Annotated in this window: 15 protein-coding genes and 3 tRNA genes; 17 read left to right on the forward strand and 1 reads right to left on the reverse strand. The window is 55.5% G+C overall.

All coding sequences use genetic code 11. From position 1 onward, the window contains the following. Positions 1–6 precede the first annotated feature (6 nt). The 3 genes from G0034_RS01870 (at position 7) to G0034_RS01880 (ending at position 307) form a co-directional block, all read left to right on the forward strand. Positions 7–82 (forward strand) — tRNA-Gly (locus G0034_RS01870). A 37-nt stretch (positions 83–119) separates the two neighbouring features. Further along, a tRNA-Gly gene (locus tag G0034_RS01875) sits at positions 120–195 on the forward strand. A gap of 36 nt (positions 196–231) precedes the next feature. After that, positions 232–307: transfer RNA gene (locus G0034_RS01880), tRNA-Gly, on the forward strand. 270 nt (positions 308–577) lie between these two features. Here the strand turns inward: G0034_RS01880 and queG are convergent. Further along, positions 578–1,717, reverse strand: a complete 1,140-nt coding sequence (gene queG / locus G0034_RS01885) for a tRNA epoxyqueuosine(34) reductase QueG (protein WP_032637694.1) — start codon at positions 1,715–1,717, stop codon at positions 578–580. Between queG and nnr the strand changes: the two genes are divergently transcribed. From nnr to rlmB, 14 genes are all read left to right on the forward strand, one after another. Then, on the forward strand, positions 1,716–3,239 hold the full coding sequence (nnr, locus tag G0034_RS01890) for a bifunctional ADP-dependent NAD(P)H-hydrate dehydratase/NAD(P)H-hydrate epimerase (protein ID WP_063862231.1): 1,524 nt from the start codon (positions 1,716–1,718) through the stop codon (positions 3,237–3,239). The two genes, queG and nnr, sit on opposite strands and share 2 nt — an antisense overlap. Next, a complete protein-coding gene (tsaE, locus tag G0034_RS01895; protein WP_014882224.1) occupies positions 3,232–3,693 on the forward strand; it encodes a tRNA (adenosine(37)-N6)-threonylcarbamoyltransferase complex ATPase subunit type 1 TsaE in 462 nt (153 codons plus the stop codon). The genes nnr and tsaE overlap by 8 nt, the downstream gene beginning before the upstream one ends. Positions 3,694–3,709: 16 nt before the next feature. Then, the gene (gene amiB / locus G0034_RS01900) at positions 3,710–5,047 is read left to right on the forward strand and encodes an N-acetylmuramoyl-L-alanine amidase AmiB (RefSeq protein WP_045268842.1); all 1,338 of its coding nucleotides are present in this window, start codon (positions 3,710–3,712) and stop codon (positions 5,045–5,047) included. Positions 5,048–5,056: 9 nt separating this feature from the next. Then, complete coding sequence (gene mutL, locus G0034_RS01905; RefSeq protein WP_014882226.1) at positions 5,057–6,901, forward strand: DNA mismatch repair endonuclease MutL; 1,845 nt, start codon at positions 5,057–5,059, stop codon at positions 6,899–6,901. After that, positions 6,894–7,844 carry a tRNA (adenosine(37)-N6)-dimethylallyltransferase MiaA gene (gene miaA / locus G0034_RS01910; RefSeq protein ID WP_096217489.1) on the forward strand — a complete coding sequence of 317 codons (951 nt, stop codon included), beginning with the start codon at positions 6,894–6,896 and terminating at the stop codon, positions 7,842–7,844. Before mutL ends, miaA begins: the two co-directional genes overlap by 8 nt. Before the next feature lie 85 nt (positions 7,845–7,929). After that, complete coding sequence (gene hfq / locus G0034_RS01915; RefSeq protein ID WP_008502919.1) at positions 7,930–8,241, forward strand: RNA chaperone Hfq; 312 nt, start codon at positions 7,930–7,932, stop codon at positions 8,239–8,241. A 73-nt stretch (positions 8,242–8,314) separates the two neighbouring features. Beyond that, entirely contained in the window at positions 8,315–9,595 is a 1,281-nt protein-coding gene (gene hflX / locus G0034_RS01920; protein WP_023331851.1) for a ribosome rescue GTPase HflX, read from the forward strand. Positions 9,596–9,651: 56 nt separating this feature from the next. Next, positions 9,652–10,911 (forward strand): FtsH protease activity modulator HflK, encoded by a 1,260-nt coding sequence (hflK, locus tag G0034_RS01925; RefSeq protein WP_014882229.1) that lies wholly within the window; start codon positions 9,652–9,654, stop codon positions 10,909–10,911. Positions 10,912–10,913: 2 nt separating this feature from the next. Then, positions 10,914–11,918 carry a protease modulator HflC gene (gene hflC / locus G0034_RS01930; RefSeq protein WP_013095290.1) on the forward strand — a complete coding sequence of 335 codons (1,005 nt, stop codon included), beginning with the start codon at positions 10,914–10,916 and terminating at the stop codon, positions 11,916–11,918. Positions 11,919–11,989: 71 nt separating this feature from the next. Further along, positions 11,990–12,187: a DUF2065 domain-containing protein gene (locus G0034_RS01935; RefSeq protein ID WP_003855996.1), complete on the forward strand. Its 198-nt coding sequence runs from the start codon at positions 11,990–11,992 to the stop codon at positions 12,185–12,187. A 104-nt stretch (positions 12,188–12,291) separates the two neighbouring features. Next, positions 12,292–13,590, forward strand: a complete 1,299-nt coding sequence (locus tag G0034_RS01940; protein WP_006178975.1) for an adenylosuccinate synthase — start codon at positions 12,292–12,294, stop codon at positions 13,588–13,590. 192 nt (positions 13,591–13,782) lie between these two features. Then, positions 13,783–14,208 carry a nitric oxide-sensing transcriptional repressor NsrR gene (gene nsrR, locus G0034_RS01945; RefSeq protein WP_014882230.1) on the forward strand — a complete coding sequence of 142 codons (426 nt, stop codon included), beginning with the start codon at positions 13,783–13,785 and terminating at the stop codon, positions 14,206–14,208. Positions 14,209–14,246: 38 nt separating this feature from the next. Continuing rightward, positions 14,247–16,691, forward strand: a complete 2,445-nt coding sequence (rnr, locus tag G0034_RS01950) for a ribonuclease R (RefSeq protein WP_014882231.1) — start codon at positions 14,247–14,249, stop codon at positions 16,689–16,691. Between the two features lie 70 nt (positions 16,692–16,761). After that, positions 16,762–17,493 (forward strand): 23S rRNA (guanosine(2251)-2'-O)-methyltransferase RlmB, encoded by a 732-nt coding sequence (rlmB, locus tag G0034_RS01955; RefSeq protein WP_023331853.1) that lies wholly within the window; start codon positions 16,762–16,764, stop codon positions 17,491–17,493. Positions 17,494–17,556: the final 63 nt, after the last annotated feature.

The raw sequence follows: 17,556 nt of genomic DNA on the forward strand, positions 1-17,556 counted from the left end.
AGATTTGCGGGAATAGCTCAGTTGGTAGAGCACGACCTTGCCAAGGTCGGGGTCGCGAGTTCGAGTCTCGTTTCCCGCTCCAAAATTTGAAAAGTGCTTTCACAGCACAGACTGCCCAAGCGGGAATAGCTCAGTTGGTAGAGCACGACCTTGCCAAGGTCGGGGTCGCGAGTTCGAGTCTCGTTTCCCGCTCCAAAATTTGAAAGTGCTTTCAGAGCACGGACCACCCAAGCGGGAATAGCTCAGTTGGTAGAGCACGACCTTGCCAAGGTCGGGGTCGCGAGTTCGAGTCTCGTTTCCCGCTCCAAATTCTTCTTCATATCTAAATTATCCACAGCGAAAAGATTCGTTGGGGACGTTTTCTATTTCTTCTGAAATACTCTTGTGAACAGAGTTATCCACAGATTTCGTCTTTAATCCTGACTGTGCAGAAAGTTAGCAGGGTGAATAATATCCTTTCAAGTGATTGTATAAATTGAAGAAAATTTGATTTCAAAATGTTATTGAGATCACTTGACCTCTTCTCAAGCCCAGATGGCGCTTGAGTTTTTATTTTTATACACAGGCTGTGAATAGTTCACGCATCCCGCGTAAGTCCTTTTTCGATGACCCTGACCAGCCGCTGTTTTTTCGGAAGCTGCACCTCAACCACACAGGCATTACGCTTCTCAATCTGCTGCGCAATCGCCCATTCTATGTGTTCATCAAGAAGTGGGTGCTCACCTCTACGGCTTTCAAGAGCCTGAATGTTCGCTTCATCCCACGGGGCATTACCCAGCGCGACGGCGACATTACGCAGCCAGCGCAGATGACCGATACGACGAATGGCCGAGCCTTCCGTCACTTTCAGGAACCAGGGTTCGCTCCAGGCGAACAGTTCGATGAGTTGTGGCGCATGCAGCGCCTTACGCGGGCTGAAATCCTCTTCATCCGTAAGCTGCGAATAACGGTTCCACGGGCAGATCAGCTGGCAGTCATCGCAGCCGTAGATGCGGTTGCCGATAAGTGGTCGAAACTCCTCCGGAATGGCCCCTTCCAGTTCGATAGTGAGATAGGAGATGCAGCGACGGGCATCAACGGTATAAGGCTCAACGATAGCCCCCGTCGGGCAGATGGTCATGCAGGCCACGCAGCGGCCACAGCCTTCCTCCACCGGGCCGTCTATCGGTAACGGTAAATCAATCAGCAATTCGCCAAGGAAGAAGAACGATCCGGCGTCACGGCTAAGGATAAGTGAGTGCTTACCTGTCCAGCCAAGCCCGGCTTTTTCAGCGATCGGGCGCTCAAGAATAGGCGCGGAATCAACAAAGGGTCTAAAATTCAGCGAAACACAGTGCTGCTGAATAGTTTCCCCGAGTTTTTTTAAACGGTTACGCAGAAGCTTATGGTAATCACGCCCCAGGGCGTACCGGCTAACGTAACCCAGAGAGGGATTTTTTAGCGTGCGCGCAAAAGCCGCGTTGGCAGGCAGATAGTTCATGCGCACGCTGATGACGCGCAAGGTACCCGGTAAAAGCTCGTGTGGGCGGGCACGCATCATGCCGTGACGCGCCATCCACTCCATTTCGCCGTGGTATTGTTTGTCCAGCCAGGCCTGCAGTTTTGGCTCGCTGGCGGAGAGGTCGGTGTCGGTAATACCCACCTTCTGGAAGCCAAGCTCAGCACCCCACTGTTTTATTTTTTGCGCTAACTCATTGAGATCGAGGGGCTGTGACATGACGGACCATACAGTGAAGAAAAACCCCGCAAGTATACCACATTCCATCTGGCATGCGGATGACCTCCGGCGCGCCGAAAAAGAGGCTGCAGACAGCCTCGGGATCACCCTTTATGAACTGATGCAGCGTGCGGGAGAGGCAGCATTTACCGTTGCCCGCAGCGCCTGGCCGCAATCCACCCACTGGCTGATTTTGTGCGGACACGGCAATAACGGCGGGGACGGCTACGTCGTTGCCCGTCTTGCGGTAGCTGCCGGTATTCGCGTTACGCTGCTGGCGCTGGAAAGTGATAAGCCCCTGCCGGAAGAGGCCAGCGCAGCACGGGAGGCATGGCTGAATGCCGGTGGTGTGATTCATGCGCCTGATATCGTCTGGCCGGAGGATGTCGATCTGATTATTGATGGTCTGCTGGGTACCGGGCTGCGCAGTGCTCCCCGCGAGAATATTGCCGCGCTGATTGAACACGCCAACAGACATTGCGCCCCGGTAGTGGCGCTGGATATCCCTTCAGGCCTGAACGCGCAAACCGGCGCGACGCCTGGCGCCGTCATCCAGGCTGCGCACACAGTGACCTTCATTGCTTTGAAGCCGGGTCTGTTAACCGGTAAAGCACGGGATGTGGTCGGCGTATTACACCATAACGCGCTCGGGCTGGAGGGCTGGCTAGCCGGGCAGGAAATGCGCATCGCCCGTTTTGATGCATCGCTGCTGACTGAGTGGTTTCCGCCGCGCCGTCCGACATCCCATAAGGGCGACCACGGCAGGCTGGTGATCATTGGTGGCGATCGCGGTACGGCAGGGGCGATTCGCATGACCGGCGAGGCAGCATTACGCAGCGGTGCTGGTTTAGTGCGAATTCTCACTCGTATTGAGAACATTGCACCGCTAATCACAGCCCGACCGGAGCTGATGGTTCATGAGCTTACGCCCCAGACGCTTGAGGAAAGCCTCGAATGGGCGGATGTCGTGGTCATTGGCCCAGGGCTTGGGCAACAGGGATGGGGTAAACAGGCCCTGCAAAAAGTCGAGAATTTTCGTAAACCGATGCTGTGGGATGCCGACGCGCTTAACCTTCTGGCAATAAACCCGGATAAGCGTCACAATCGCATCCTGACGCCACACCCCGGCGAAGCCGCGCGCCTGCTTAACTGCAGCGTCGCAGAAATTGAAAGCGATCGCTTACTTTCTGCTCAGCGTCTGGTAAAACGTTACGGAGGTGTTGCCGTTTTGAAAGGGGCAGGAACCGTCGTTGCCAGTGACGAGGCGCTGGGCATTATTGATGCCGGAAATGCGGGCATGGCGAGCGGCGGTATGGGCGACGTGCTTTCCGGTATCATCGGCGCATTGCTTGGACAGAAACTTCCCCTTTATGATGCAGCCTGTGCGGGCTGCGTGGCCCACGGTGTCGCGGCAGATAAACTGGCGGCGCGATATGGGACACGCGGTATGCTGGCCACCGATCTTTTTTGCACGCTACGGCGTGTTGTTAACCCGGATGTGATTGACGTAGAAAATGACTAATCGAGCGATTCCTTTACCTGATGAACAAGCCACTTTAGATCTCGGCAAGCGCGTGGCGCAGGCCTGTCAGGGGGCAACCGTCATTTATCTGTATGGTGATTTGGGGGCGGGTAAAACCACTTTCAGCCGGGGTTTTTTGCAGGCGTTAGGGCATAACGGGAATGTGAAAAGCCCAACCTACACGCTCGTCGAGCCGTACACCCTCGACAATCTCATGGTGTACCACTTTGATTTATATCGCCTTGCGGATCCTGAGGAGCTGGAATTTATGGGGATCCGTGATTATTTTGCCAATGATGCCATCTGCCTGGTGGAGTGGCCGCAACAAGGTGCGGGTGTGTTACCTGACCCGGATGTCGAAATTCACATAGATTACCAGGCACAAGGGCGTGAGGCTCGCATCAGTGCGGTTTCCTCATCAGGGTGTTCCTTACTGGCGCGTCTCGCCGGTTAAGCGTAGGGATGACGGGATGAAAAATCGCGTTAAAAGTTGGCTGTTGGCTGCTTCGGTGCTGCTGTGCGCGCAGGCCGGGGCGGCAAGCCTTTCGGATATTCAGGTGTCGAACGGCGAAAGCCAGGCCCGGATCACGTTTAGCTTTATGGGTGACCCTGAATACGCTTTTTCACAGCCAGACAGCCACAGCGTGGCGCTGGATATCAAACAGACCGGGGTGATTCAGGGGCTCCCGCTTCGGTTCAGCGGTAACAACCTGGTGAAAAGTATCCGCTCGGGTAACCCGCAGGACAGCCAGTCATTGCGCCTGGTGGTGGATCTCACCGAAAAGGGCAAAACGAAAGCGGTTAAGCAGCAAAACGGCGCGAACTATACGGTAGTTTTTACCATCAATGCCGACGTTCCGCCGCCGCCTCCGCCACCACCGGTTGTCGCGAAACGCGTGGAGGAGCCTGTGTATACCCCGCGTCCATCGGAACCCGCGCGTAATCCGTTTAAATCGCAGAACGATCGCATTACCGCAGCAACCAGCAGCAATACGGTAACGCGTCCGGCGGCCAGTGCGCGCCGCGCGGTCAGCGGTGATAAAGTGATTATCGCCATTGATGCCGGACACGGTGGTCAGGATCCGGGTGCGATTGGCCCGGGCGGCACGCGGGAGAAAAACGTCACAATTGCCATTGCCCGCAAGCTGCGCGCGCTGCTGAATGACGATCCTATGTTTAAAGGCGTGTTGACCCGCGACGGCGACTATTTTATTTCCGTTATGGGCCGCTCGGACGTGGCGCGTAAGCAAAATGCCAATTTCCTGGTCTCTATTCATGCGGATGCTGCGCCAAACCGCAGTGCCACGGGCGCGTCTGTGTGGGTGCTGTCAAACCGCCGGGCAAACAGCGAGATGGCAAACTGGCTGGAAGAGCATGAGAAACAGTCAGAACTGCTGGGCGGTGCGGGTGATGTGCTGGCAAACAGTCAGTCAGACCCGTACCTCAGCCAGGCTGTACTGGATTTACAGTTCGGTCATTCCCAGCGCGTCGGGTATGATGTCGCCACTAACGTGTTGAATCAGCTGCAGGGCATCGGGGCATTGCACAAGCGTCGCCCGGAACATGCGAGCCTGGGCGTGCTGCGTTCGCCGGATATTCCGTCAATTCTGGTGGAGACCGGCTTTATCAGCAACAACGCCGAAGAGCGCCTGCTGGGAAGCGACAGCTATCAGCAGCAAATTGCCGAAGCGATTTATAACGGTCTACGTAAATACTTTGACGCGCACCCGCTGCAGTCCGCGCCGTCGGGCGGAGCAGGCCAGGTGGCCAACGCTTCACTGCCGGGTGGGATGACCGCGACCAACTAAGGAGACATCATGCCGATTCAGGTTCTACCGCCGCAGCTTGCGAACCAAATCGCCGCCGGTGAGGTGGTGGAACGTCCTGCATCGGTGGTGAAGGAACTGGTGGAAAACAGCCTCGATGCGGGAGCTACCCGCATTGATATTGATATCGAACGCGGCGGGGCGAAACTTATCCGCATTCGCGATAACGGCTGTGGGATAAAAAAAGACGAGCTGGCGCTGGCGCTGGCGCGTCATGCCACCAGTAAAATTGCCTCTCTGGACGATCTTGAAGCAATAATCAGCCTCGGCTTTCGCGGCGAGGCGCTCGCCAGTATTAGTTCGGTTTCCCGCCTGACGTTGACCTCTCGTACCGCTGAACAGCAGGAAGCCTGGCAGGCATACGCCGAAGGACGCGACATGGATGTGACGGTTAAACCCGCGGCGCATCCTGTCGGTACCACGCTGGAAGTGCTGGATCTATTCTACAACACCCCCGCCCGACGCAAGTTTATGCGTACCGAAAAAACCGAATTCGGCCATATCGACGAGATCATTCGTCGTATCGCGCTGGCGCGTTTTGACGTCACCATTAATCTCAGCCATAACGGCAAGGTAATGCGCCAGTATCGCGCGGTGGCGGAAGGCGGGCAGAAAGAGCGCCGTTTAGGGGCTATCTGCGGAACGCCATTTCTGGAACAGGCGCTGGCGATAGAGTGGCAGCATGGCGATCTCGCTTTACGTGGCTGGGTGGCCGACCCGAACGCCAGCAGTGCGGCTTTCTCTGAAATTCAGTATTGCTACGTGAATGGCCGCATGATGCGCGACCGCCTCATTAACCACGCCATTCGTCAGGCCTGTGAAGACAAGCTTGGGGCCGATCAGCAACCGGCTTTTGTGCTTTATCTGGAGATCGACCCGCATCAGGTCGATGTTAACGTTCACCCCGCCAAGCATGAGGTGCGCTTCCATCAGTCGCGTCTGGTGCATGATTTTATCTATCAGGGCGTGCTGAGCGTATTGCAACAGCAGGTTGAGCCTGCATTGCCGCTGGAAAAAGACGATTCCTCACCGCGTCCCATCCCGGAAAACCGTGTCGCTGCGGGCCGCAACCATTTTGCGCAGCCCGCTGTCGCGCGAGAGCCGGAAACGCCTCGATTCTCAACCGGTGCGAGCACGACGCGTCCGACGGGAGCAAACTATCCGAACGCTCAACCCGGCTATCAAAAGCAGCAGGGGGCGTTGTACCGTAAGTTGCTGGAAACGCCTGCTGTTGAGCGCAAAGATCACGTTGCAGTGGCGACACCGTCCCTTGAAGGGCACAGCCAGAGTTTCGGGCGAGTGCTGACGATTATCGCACCGGATATGGCATTGCTAGAACGCGACGGCAAATTGCAGCTTCTGGCGTTACCGGTTGCCGAACGCTGGCTCAAACAGGCGCAACTGACGCCAGGGGAAAATGCGGCCTGTGCGCAGCCGTTATTGATCCCGGTTCGTCTGAAAATATCCGCTGAAGAAACGCGGGTATTGCAGCGTACAGAGGCCCTACTGGCGCAAATGGGCATTGAAATGGTGCTCGAACCACAACATGTGACAATTCGCGCAGTGCCTTTACCCTTACGCCAACAAAATTTACAAAACTTGATTCCTGAACTGATAGGCTACCTGGCGCAGCAAACATCGTTTGAGGCCGCCAACACCGCGCAGTGGATCGCTCGCCATCTGGCCAGCGAACATACACCGTGGAGTATGGCGCAGGCGATTACCGTGCTGGCGGAGGTCGAACGCCTTTGCCCACAGCTGGTGAAAGCACCGCCGGGTGGGTTATTACAACCTGTTGATTTGAAAACGGCGATGACCGCCCTGAAACATGACTGACGTAAGTAAGGCGAGCCTGCCAAAGGCAATTTTTTTAATGGGCCCAACGGCCTCCGGCAAAACGGCGTTAGCCATTGAGTTACGCAAAGTTTTGCCTGTAGAGTTGATTAGCGTTGATTCCGCCCTCATCTATCGGGGGATGGACATTGGTACGGCGAAGCCTGGCGCAGAAGAACTGCGTGCGGCACCGCACCGTTTGCTGGACATTCTCGACCCGGCAGAGGTTTACTCCGCAGCGGATTTCCGCCGGGATGCCTTAGCCGAGATGGCCGAGATTACGGCGGCGGGACGTATACCGCTGTTGGTTGGCGGCACCATGCTCTACTTTAAGGCGCTGCTGGAAGGATTATCACCTTTACCTTCCGCAGATCCTGACGTGAGAGCAAAGATTGAGCAACAGGCGGCAGAGCAGGGATGGGACGTGTTGCATAAGCAACTGGCAGAGATTGACCCGGTTGCGGCAGCGCGAATCCATCCAAATGATCCGCAAAGGCTTTCCCGGGCACTGGAAGTTTTTTTCATTTCGGGTAAAACTTTAACGGAACTGACGCAAACGTCAGGAGACGCTCTGCCGTATCAGGTGCATCAGTTCGCCATCGCCCCGGCGAGCCGTGAACTGCTCCATCAACGAATTGAGCAGCGTTTTCATCAGATGTTAGCTTCAGATTTTGAAGCAGAAGTGCGGGCGCTATTTGCCCGTGGAGATTTGCATACGGATATGCCTTCCGTTCGTTGTGTGGGATACCGCCAGATGTGGTCGTATCTTGAAGGTGAGATTTCATACGATGAAATGGTTTATCGAGGTGTTTGCGCCACGAGACAGTTAGCGAAGCGCCAGATCACCTGGTTGCGCGGTTGGGAGGGAGTTCACTGGTTAGACAGTGAAAAACCGCAACAGGCGTTAAACGAGGTGATTGAGGTTGTTGGTGATATCGCCCACTGAATGTGTACAATTGAGACGTATCGTGCGCAATTTTTCAGAATCGCAAGGTTCTAAGTACAAAACAAGCATATAAGGAAAAGATAGAATGGCTAAGGGGCAATCTTTACAAGATCCGTTCCTGAACGCATTGCGTCGGGAACGTGTTCCAGTTTCTATTTATTTGGTGAATGGTATTAAGCTGCAAGGTCAGATTGAGTCTTTCGATCAGTTTGTGATCCTGTTGAAAAACACGGTCAGTCAGATGGTCTACAAGCACGCTATCTCTACTGTTGTTCCGTCCCGTCCAGTCTCTCATCACAGCAATAACGCTGGCGGCGGCACTGGCAGTAACTACCATCATGGCAGCAACGCGCAGGGTTCTTCAACGCCAGCGCAGGACAGCGACGAAACCGAATAAGGTTTCAGCTGTTATCCACACGGGGAGCCAGGGATCCTGCGTTCCCCGCTGATCTTTTTAGAGAGGTTTACGCTTGTTTGACCGTTATGATGCCGGTGAGCAGGCGGTGCTGGTACACATCTATTTTTCGCAAGACAAAGATATGGAAGATCTCCAGGAGTTTGAATCTCTGGTCTCTTCCGCCGGTGTCGAAGCAATGCAGGTGATTACCGGTAGCCGTAAAGCGCCGCACCCAAAGTATTTTGTTGGTGAAGGTAAAGCAGTAGAAATTGCGGATGCCGTAAAAGCAACCGGCGCGTCAGTCGTGTTGTTTGATCATGCGCTGTCTCCAGCCCAGGAGCGCAACCTGGAAGCTCTCTGCGAATGCCGTGTGATCGACCGCACGGGATTGATTTTAGACATTTTTGCTCAGCGTGCACGTACCCATGAAGGGAAATTGCAGGTTGAGCTTGCACAGCTGCGCCATCTGGCGACGCGTCTGGTGCGTGGCTGGACCCACCTTGAAAGACAAAAAGGCGGGATCGGTTTGCGCGGTCCGGGTGAAACCCAGCTCGAAACCGACCGTCGTTTACTGCGTGGCCGTATTACCCAGATCCTCTCGCGTCTGGAACGTGTAGAGAAACAGCGTGAACAGGGGCGTCGGGCGCGAACCAAAGCTGACATCCCGACCGTGTCGCTGGTGGGTTATACCAACGCCGGTAAATCCACCCTGTTTAACCAGATAACCGAGGCCCAGGTTTATGCCGCAGACCAGCTGTTTGCGACCCTGGACCCTACGCTGCGTCGTATTGACGTAGCAGACGTGGGTGAAACGGTGCTGGCGGATACCGTAGGGTTTATCCGCCATTTGCCACACGATCTGGTGGCGGCGTTTAAAGCGACGTTGCAGGAGACGCGACAGGCGACCCTGCTGCTGCACGTGATTGATGCGGCTGACGTACGCGTGCAGGAGAACATCGACGCGGTGAACGTGGTGCTGGAAGAGATTGATGCCCACGAAATTCCCACGCTGTTGGTGATGAACAAGATCGATATGCTGGAGGATTTCGAACCGCGTATCGACCGAGATGAAGAGAACAAACCGATTCGGGTCTGGCTTTCTGCTCAGGCCGGTATTGGTGTGCCACTGCTTTTCCAGGCTTTGACAGAACGTCTTTCCGGTGAGGTAGCGCAGCACACGCTGCGCCTGCCGCCACAGGAAGGCAGGCTGCGCAGCCGGTTTTATCAGCTTCAGGCGATAGAAAAAGAGTGGATGGAGGATGACGGCAGCGTGGGGATGCAGGTGCGTATGCCGATCGTTGACTGGCGTCGCCTCTGTAAACAAGAACCTGCGCTGGCGGACTATATCGTCTGATCAGAAAGGGGAAGCCTGAAAAATTCGCCCTTGCATAACAAATATGGAGCATATACATGGCGTGGAATCAGCCCGGTAATAACGGACAAGACCGCGACCCGTGGGGAAGCAGCAATAATCAAGGCGGCAACTCTGGGGGAAATGGCAACAAAGGTGGTCGCGAGCAGGGGCCGCCGGATCTGGATGATATCTTCCGCAAGCTGAGCAAAAAGCTTGGTGGCCTGGGCGGAGGAAAAGGTTCTGGCTCAGGGGGTAATTCCACTCAGAGTCCGCGCCCGCCAATGGGTGGCCGCGTAGTGGGCATTGTGGCCGCTGCGGTGGTAATCATCTGGGCAGCCAGCGGGTTCTACACCATTAAAGAAGCAGAACGCGGCGTGGTCACCCGTTTCGGTAAGTTCAGCCATCTGGTTGAGCCGGGCCTGAACTGGAAGCCGACCTTCATTGACGACGTGACAGCGGTAAACGTGGAGTCCGTCCGTGAACTGGCCGCCTCTGGCGTGATGCTGACGTCTGATGAGAACGTGGTGCGCGTTGAGATGAACGTCCAGTATCGCGTGACCGATCCTGAACGTTATCTGTTTAGCGTAACCAGCGCCGATGACAGCCTGCGTCAGGCGACTGACAGCGCCCTGCGTGGTGTGATTGGTAAATACACCATGGACCGCATTCTGACCGAAGGTCGTACCGTTATTCGTAGCGATACCCAGCGCGAGCTGGAGGAGACCATTCGTCCGTACAACATGGGTATCACCCTGCTGGACGTTAACTTCCAGGCTGCTCGTCCGCCGGAAGAGGTGAAGGCCGCATTTGATGATGCAATTGCTGCCCGTGAAAACGAACAGCAGTACATCCGTGAAGCGGAAGCGTACACCAACGAAGTTCAGCCACGTGCTAACGGTCAGGCGCAGCGTATTCTGGAAGAAGCACGCGCGTATAAGACGCAGACCATCCTGGAAGCACAGGGTGAAGTGGCTCGCTTCGCGAAGATTCTGCCGGAATATAAAGCAGCGCCAGAAATTACCCGTGAGCGTCTCTATATCGAGACCATGGAAAAAGTGCTGAGCCATACCCGCAAAGTGTTGGTTAACGACAGCAAAGGTGGAAACCTGATGGTGCTGCCGCTGGATCAGATGCTGAAGGGCGGTTCTGCACCGGCCGCGAAAGACACCAGCGGAGCGAACAACCTGCTGCGTCTGCCGCCAGCGTCATCGGGCAGCGCCAGCGCGAACACAACGCCTTCTTCGAACGATGGTGACATTATGGACCAACGCCGTGCTAACGCGCAGCGTAACGACTACCAGCGTCAGGGGGAATAAGGATGCGTAAGTCAGTTATTGCGATCATCGTCATCGTACTGGTCGTGCTGTATACCTCGATCTTTGTGGTGAAAGAGGGCGAGCGTGGGATCAAGTTCCAGTTCAGCAGCGTCGTGCGTGACAGTGACAAACGTCCGGTGATTTACGAACCGGGTCTGCACTTCAAGGTGCCGTTCATTCAGTCAGTGAAAACGCTGGATGCGCGTATCCAGACTATGGATAACCAGGCTGACCGTTTCGTGACCAAAGAGAAGAAAGACCTGATCGTTGATTCCTACATCAAATGGCGCATCAGCGATTTCAGCCGTTACTTCCTGGCCACCGGCGGTGGCGACGTTTCTCAGGCGGAAGTGCTGCTGAAACGTAAGTTCTCTGACCGTCTGCGTTCTGAAATTGGTCGTCTGGATGTGAAAGACATCGTGACCGACTCCCGCGGTCGTCTGACCCTGGAAGTGCGCGATGCGCTGAATTCCGGTACCGCGGGCACGGAAGACGAAGTGGAAACGCCAGCAGCGGATGACGCGATTGCGAAAGCAGCTGAACGCGTTCAGGCTGAAACCAACGGTAAAGTGCCGGTGATCAACCCGAACAGTATGGCTGCGCTGGGTATCGAAGTGGTTGACGTGCGTATCAAGCAGATCAACCTGCCAGCTGAAGTGTCCGAAGCGATCTACAACCGTATGCGCGCCGAGCGTGAAGCGGTAGCCCGTCGCCACCGTTCACAAGGCCAGGAAGAGGCTGAGAAGCTGCGTGCGGCAGCGGACTACGAAGTTACCAAGACGTTGGCGGAATCTGAACGTCAGGGCCGTATTCTGCGCGGTGAAGGTGATGCGGAAGCGGCGAAGCTGTTCGCAGATGCCTTCAGCCAGGATCCCGACTTCTACGCCTTTATCCGTAGCCTGCGTGCTTACGAGAATAGCTTCCAGAGCAACCAGGATGTGATGGTGCTCAGCCCGGACAGCGATTTCTTCCGTTATATGAAGACGCCGACTAACGCAACACGATAAACTCTGGCACGTTTGAGTATTCAAACCACCGCTCCCTCCGGAGCGGTGGTTTTCTTTTATAAGGAATAAAAATGAATTCAACCATTTGGCTGGCGCTGGCCCTGGTGTTAGTGCTGGAAGGCCTGGGACCGATGCTTTATCCGCGTGCCTGGCGCCGCATGATCGCGACCATGAGCCAACTTCCGGATAATATTTTGCGCCGTTTCGGCGGTGGACTTGTGGTTGCTGGCATCGTGATCTACTACATGTTGAGGAAAACGATTGGCTGATCAAAAAGTGGTCGGATTTGGCGTATTTTGAGGTCAAAAAGTGCTGTATATCTGAAAAAGCGATGGTAGAATCCATTTTTAAGCAAACGGTGATTTTGAAAAAAATGGGTAACAACGTCGTCGTACTGGGCACCCAATGGGGTGACGAAGGTAAAGGGAAGATTGTTGATCTTCTGACTGAACGGGCTAAATATGTTGTACGCTACCAGGGCGGTCACAACGCAGGCCATACTCTCGTAATCAACGGTGAAAAAACCGTCCTCCATCTTATTCCATCAGGCATTCTTCGCGAAAACGTCACCAGCATCATCGGTAACGGCGTTGTGCTGTCTCCCGCTGCGCTGATGAAAGAGATGAAGGGTCTGGAAGACCGTGGTATCCCTGTTCGTGAGCGTCTGCTGCTCTCCGAAGCCTGCCCGCTGATCCTGGATTATCACGTGGCACTGGACGTCGCGCGTGAGAAAGCACGTGGTGCGAAAGCGATCGGTACGACCGGTCGTGGTATCGGCCCGGCTTATGAAGATAAAGTGGCACGTCGCGGTCTGCGCGTGGGCGATCTCTTCGACAAAGCCACCTTCGCTGAAAAACTGAAAGAAGTGATGGAATATCACAACTTCCAGCTGGTGAACTTCTACAAAGCTGACGCTGTTGACTACCAGAAAGTGCTGGATGACGTCATGGCGATTGCAGACATTCTGACCGGTATGGTTGTTGATGTGTCCGATCTGCTGGACCAGGCGCGCAAGCGTGGCGATTTCGTCATGTTCGAAGGTGCGCAGGGTACGCTGCTGGACATCGACCACGGTACCTATCCGTACGTAACCTCTTCTAACACCACCGCAGGTGGCGTGGCGACCGGCTCTGGCCTGGGTCCACGTTATGTGGATTACGTTCTGGGCATCATCAAAGCTTACTCCACGCGTGTGGGGGCCGGTCCATTCCCGACCGAGCTGTTCGATGAAACCGGCGAGTTCCTCTGCAAGCAGGGTAACGAGTTTGGCGCGACCACCGGTCGTCGTCGTCGTACCGGCTGGCTGGACGCGGTTGCTGTGCGTCGTGCCGTGCAGATCAACTCCCTGTCTGGCTTCTGCCTGACCAAGCTGGACGTGCTGGACGGCCTGAAAGAAGTGAAAATCTGCGTCGGCTACCGTATGCCAGACGGCCGTGAAGTGACCACAACTCCGCTGGCCGCTGACGACTGGGAAGGCATTGAGCCAATTTACGAAACCATGCCGGGCTGGTCTGAGACCACTTTCGGTGTGAAAGAGCGTAGTGGCCTGCCACAGGCGGCGCTGGATTACATCAAGCGTATTGAAGAACTGACCGAAGTGCCGATCGATATTATTTCTACCGGCCCGGATCGTACTGAAACGATGATCCTGCGCGACCCGTTCGACGCATAATCTTCGTGAATGCTGGCCTGCGGGGAAACTCGTAGGCCGGATAAGCGTAGCGCCATCCGGCGACCGCTCCTGGATCTCCGCTTTTTCGCCCCGTCTGTCAAATAAATTAGCCGCTATCTATCTGGCTGGTTTATCATCATTAATGAATATCTCTGCGGTTTGACCGCGTTTTCCCTTTTTCCTGAGGTTGATGTGCAGTTAACAAGTTTCACCGATTACGGCTTACGTGCGCTGATTTACATGGCGTCGTTACCCGATGGGAAGATGACCAGTATCTCTGAAGTGACGGAGGTATACGGCGTATCTCGTAATCATATGGTCAAAATAATCAATCAACTTAGTCGTGCCGGATACGTTGCTGCCGTCCGCGGGAAGAATGGGGGGATCCGTCTCGGTAAACCGGCGCAGAGTATTCGCATCGGGGATGTGGTACGCGAACTGGAGCCCTTGTCTCTGGTGAACTGCAGCAGTGAGTTTTGCCACATTACACCCGCTTGCCGCCTGAAACAGGCGCTTTCTAAGGCTGTGCAAAGTTTTCTCAAGGAACTGGATAACTACACGCTGGCCGATTTGGTTGAAGAGAATCAACCGCTTTATAAATTATTGCTGGTGGAATGAAGAAAATTTCCACCGGAGCTGACAACGGAGGAACCGACATGTCACAAGATCCTTTCCAGGAACGCGAAGCCGAAAAATACGCGAATCCTATCCCCAGCCGCGAGTTCATCATTGAACACTTAACAAAACGCGAAAAACCCGCCAATCGTGAAGAACTTGCCGTTGAATTAAATATTGAAGGTGAAGAGCAAATTGAAGCTCTTCGCCGTCGCCTGCGTGCCATGGAGCGTGACGGGCAACTGGTCTTTACCCGCCGCCAGTGCTACGCGCTGCCTGAACGCCTCGACTTGCTGAAAGGCACCGTGATTGGGCACCGTGATGGCTTTGGCTTCCTGCGCGTGGAAGGCCGCAAAGATGACCTGTATCTGTCATCTGAACAAATGAAAATGTGTATCCACGGCGACCAGATCCTGGCGCAGCCGCTGGGTGCTGACCGTAAAGGTCGCCGGGAAGCGCGCGTGGTGCGCGTACTGGTGCCAAAAACCAGCCAGATTGTTGGCCGTTACTTCACTGATGCGGGTGTGGGCTTTGTGGTGCCGGACGACAGCCGTCTGAGCTTTGACATCCTGATCCCGCCTGAAGAGGTGATGGGCGCACGCATGGGCTTTGTGGTTGTGGTAGAACTCACTCAGCGCCCAACGCGTCGCACCAAAGCGGTTGGTAAAATCGTGGAAGTCCTGGGCGATAACATGGGCACTGGCATGGCCGTTGATATGGCATTGCGCACCCATGAGATCCCCTACATCTGGCCGAAAGCGGTTGAAGATCAGATCGAAAGTCTGCGTGAAGAAGTGCCGGAAGAGTCCAAAGTGGGCCGCGTGGATCTGCGCTCCCTGCCGCTGGTCACCATTGATGGCGAAGATGCCCGCGACTTCGATGATGCCGTTTACTGTGAGAAAAAACGCGGTGGCGGATGGCGTCTGTGGGTGGCGATTGCGGACGTGAGCTACTATGTGCGTCCGCACACCCCGCTGGATAACGAAGCGCGCAGCCGTGGTACCTCGGTGTATTTCCCCTCTCAGGTAATACCGATGCTGCCGGAAGTGCTCTCTAACGGCCTGTGTTCCCTGAACCCGCAGGTTGATCGCCTCTGTATGGTGTGTGAGATGACCATCTCCACCAAAGGGCGCTTAACCGGCTACAAGTTCTATGAAGCGGTCATGAGTTCCCATGCGCGTCTGACCTATACCAAGGTCTGGCATATGCTGCAGGGCGACCAGGATCTGCGCGAACAATACGCGCCGCTGGTCAAACATATTGAAGAACTGCATAACCTCTACAAAACGCTGGATCAGGCACGCGAAGAGCGCGGCGGGATCTCGTTCGAGAGCGAAGAAGCGAAGTTTATCTTCAACGCAGAGCGTCGCATTGAGCGTATCGAGCAGACCCAGCGTAATGATGCGCACAAGCTGATCGAAGAGTGTATGATCCTGGCGAACATCTCGGCAGCGCGTTTCGTTGAGAAAGCCAAAGAGCCAGCGCTGTTCCGTATTCACGATAAGCCGTCAACGGAAGCCATCACCGCGTTCCGTTCAGTACTGGCGGAACTGGGTCTGGAGCTGCCTGGCGGCAACAAGCCTGAACCGCGCGATTACGCCGAGCTGCTGGAGTCCATTGGCGACCGTCCTGATGCAGAAATGCTGCAGACGATGCTGTTGCGTTCGATGAAGCAGGCGATTTACGATCCGGAAAACCGGGGACACTTCGGCCTGGCGCTGCAGTCTTACGCGCATTTCACCTCGCCGATCCGTCGCTATCCTGACCTGTCTCTGCACCGCGCGATCAAGTATCTGCTGGCGCAGGAGCAGGGCCATAAAGGGAACACTACCGAAACCGGCGGTTATCACTATTCGATGGAAGAGATGCTGCAGCTCGGTCAGCACTGTTCCATGACCGAGCGTCGTGCTGATGAAGCCACGCGCGACGTAGCGGACTGGCTGAAGTGTGACTTTATGCTGGACCAGGTGGGCAACGTCTTTAAAGGCGTGATAGCCAGCGTGACCGGCTTTGGTTTCTTCGTGCGTCTGGACGAGCTATTTATCGACGGTCTGGTGCACGTCTCCAGCCTGGATAACGACTACTACCGCTTCGACCAGGTAGGTCAACGCCTGATTGGCGAATCGGGCGGCCAGACCTACCGTCTGGGCGACCGTGTGGAAGTGAAAGTTGAAGCCGTGAATATGGACGACCGTAAAATCGACTTCAGCCTCATCTCCAGCGAGCGTGCGCCGCGTAACGTCGGTAAAACCGAGCGTGAACGGGCGAAAAAAGGCGGAAACGGTAAACCGGGCGGCGGTAAACGTCGTCAGGCGGGTAAGAAGGTAAACTTCGAGCCAGACAGCGCGTTCCGCGGCGAGAAGAAGCAAAAGCCGAAGGCGGCGAAGAAAGACGCTCGCTCAGCGAAAAAACCTTCTGCGAAGACGCAGAAAATCGCTGCTGCCACCAAAGCAAAACGTGCAGCGAAGAAAAAACAGGCGGAGTAAGTTCCGCCCCTCACCCTGACCCTCTCCCCAGGGGGGAGAGGGGAAAGAACAGTCATAATGAGAACCATCAATGAGTGAAATGATTTACGGCATCCACGCGGTGCAGGCCCTTCTCGAGCGCGCACCGGAGCGTTTTCAGGAAGTGTTTATTCTGAAAGGGCGTGAAGACAAACGTCTGATGCCGCTGATCCACGCGCTGGAAGCGCAGGGCGTGGTGATACAGCTGGCGAACCGTCAGTACCTGGATGAGAAAAGCGAAGGCGCGGTTCACCAGGGCATTATTGCGCGCGTGAAGCCGGGCCGTCAGTATCAGGAAAACGATCTGCCGGATCTTATTGCCGCACTGGATAACCCGTTCTTCCTGATCCTTGATGGCGTAACCGATCCGCACAATCTCGGCGCATGCCTGCGTAGTGCGGATGCGGCAGGTGTGCATGCTGTGATTGTACCGAAAGATCGCTCCGCGCAGCTGAACGCGACGGCGAAGAAAGTGGCCTGCGGCGCGGCGGAAAACGTTCCGCTGATCCGCGTAACCAACCTGGCGCGTACCATGCGTCTGCTGCAGGAAGAGAATATCTGGATCGTCGGTACCGCGGGTGAGGCAGATCATACCCTGTACCAGAGCAAAATGACCGGACGTCTGGCGCTGGTGATGGGTGCGGAAGGTGAAGGTATGCGCCGTCTGACGCGCGAGCACTGCGACGAGCTGATCAGCATCCCGATGGCGGGCAGCGTGTCGTCCCTGAACGTGTCTGTGGCGACGGGCATCTGCCTGTTTGAAGCGGTACGTCAGCGTAGCTGATTTTCGCCCGATGGCGCTTCGCTTACCGGGCCTGCGTTTTTGTAGGCCGGGTAAGGTGAAGCC

Source organism: Enterobacter sp. T2, from assembly GCF_010692925.1.
Lineage (GTDB): Bacteria > Pseudomonadota > Gammaproteobacteria > Enterobacterales > Enterobacteriaceae > Enterobacter > Enterobacter kobei.

Bases quoted from the DNA above. Each gene is read 5' to 3' on its own strand.
- nnr (WP_063862231.1), top strand. From the start codon at position 1,716: ATGACGGACCATACAGTGAAGAAAAACCCCGCAAGTATACCACATTCC.
- rlmB (WP_023331853.1), top strand. From the start codon at position 16,762: ATGAGTGAAATGATTTACGGCATCCACGCGGTGCAGGCCCTTCTCGAG.
- rnr (WP_014882231.1), top strand. From the start codon at position 14,247: ATGTCACAAGATCCTTTCCAGGAACGCGAAGCCGAAAAATACGCGAAT.
- hflK (WP_014882229.1), top strand. From the start codon at position 9,652: ATGGCGTGGAATCAGCCCGGTAATAACGGACAAGACCGCGACCCGTGG.
- hflC (WP_013095290.1), top strand. From the start codon at position 10,914: ATGCGTAAGTCAGTTATTGCGATCATCGTCATCGTACTGGTCGTGCTG.
- G0034_RS01940 (WP_006178975.1), top strand. From the start codon at position 12,292: ATGGGTAACAACGTCGTCGTACTGGGCACCCAATGGGGTGACGAAGGT.
- G0034_RS01935 (WP_003855996.1), top strand. From the start codon at position 11,990: ATGAATTCAACCATTTGGCTGGCGCTGGCCCTGGTGTTAGTGCTGGAA.
- queG (WP_032637694.1), bottom strand. From the start codon at position 1,717: ATGTCACAGCCCCTCGATCTCAATGAGTTAGCGCAAAAAATAAAACAG.
- miaA (WP_096217489.1), top strand. From the start codon at position 6,894: ATGACTGACGTAAGTAAGGCGAGCCTGCCAAAGGCAATTTTTTTAATG.
- amiB (WP_045268842.1), top strand. From the start codon at position 3,710: ATGAAAAATCGCGTTAAAAGTTGGCTGTTGGCTGCTTCGGTGCTGCTG.
- hfq (WP_008502919.1), top strand. From the start codon at position 7,930: ATGGCTAAGGGGCAATCTTTACAAGATCCGTTCCTGAACGCATTGCGT.
- mutL (WP_014882226.1), top strand. From the start codon at position 5,057: ATGCCGATTCAGGTTCTACCGCCGCAGCTTGCGAACCAAATCGCCGCC.
- tsaE (WP_014882224.1), top strand. From the start codon at position 3,232: ATGACTAATCGAGCGATTCCTTTACCTGATGAACAAGCCACTTTAGAT.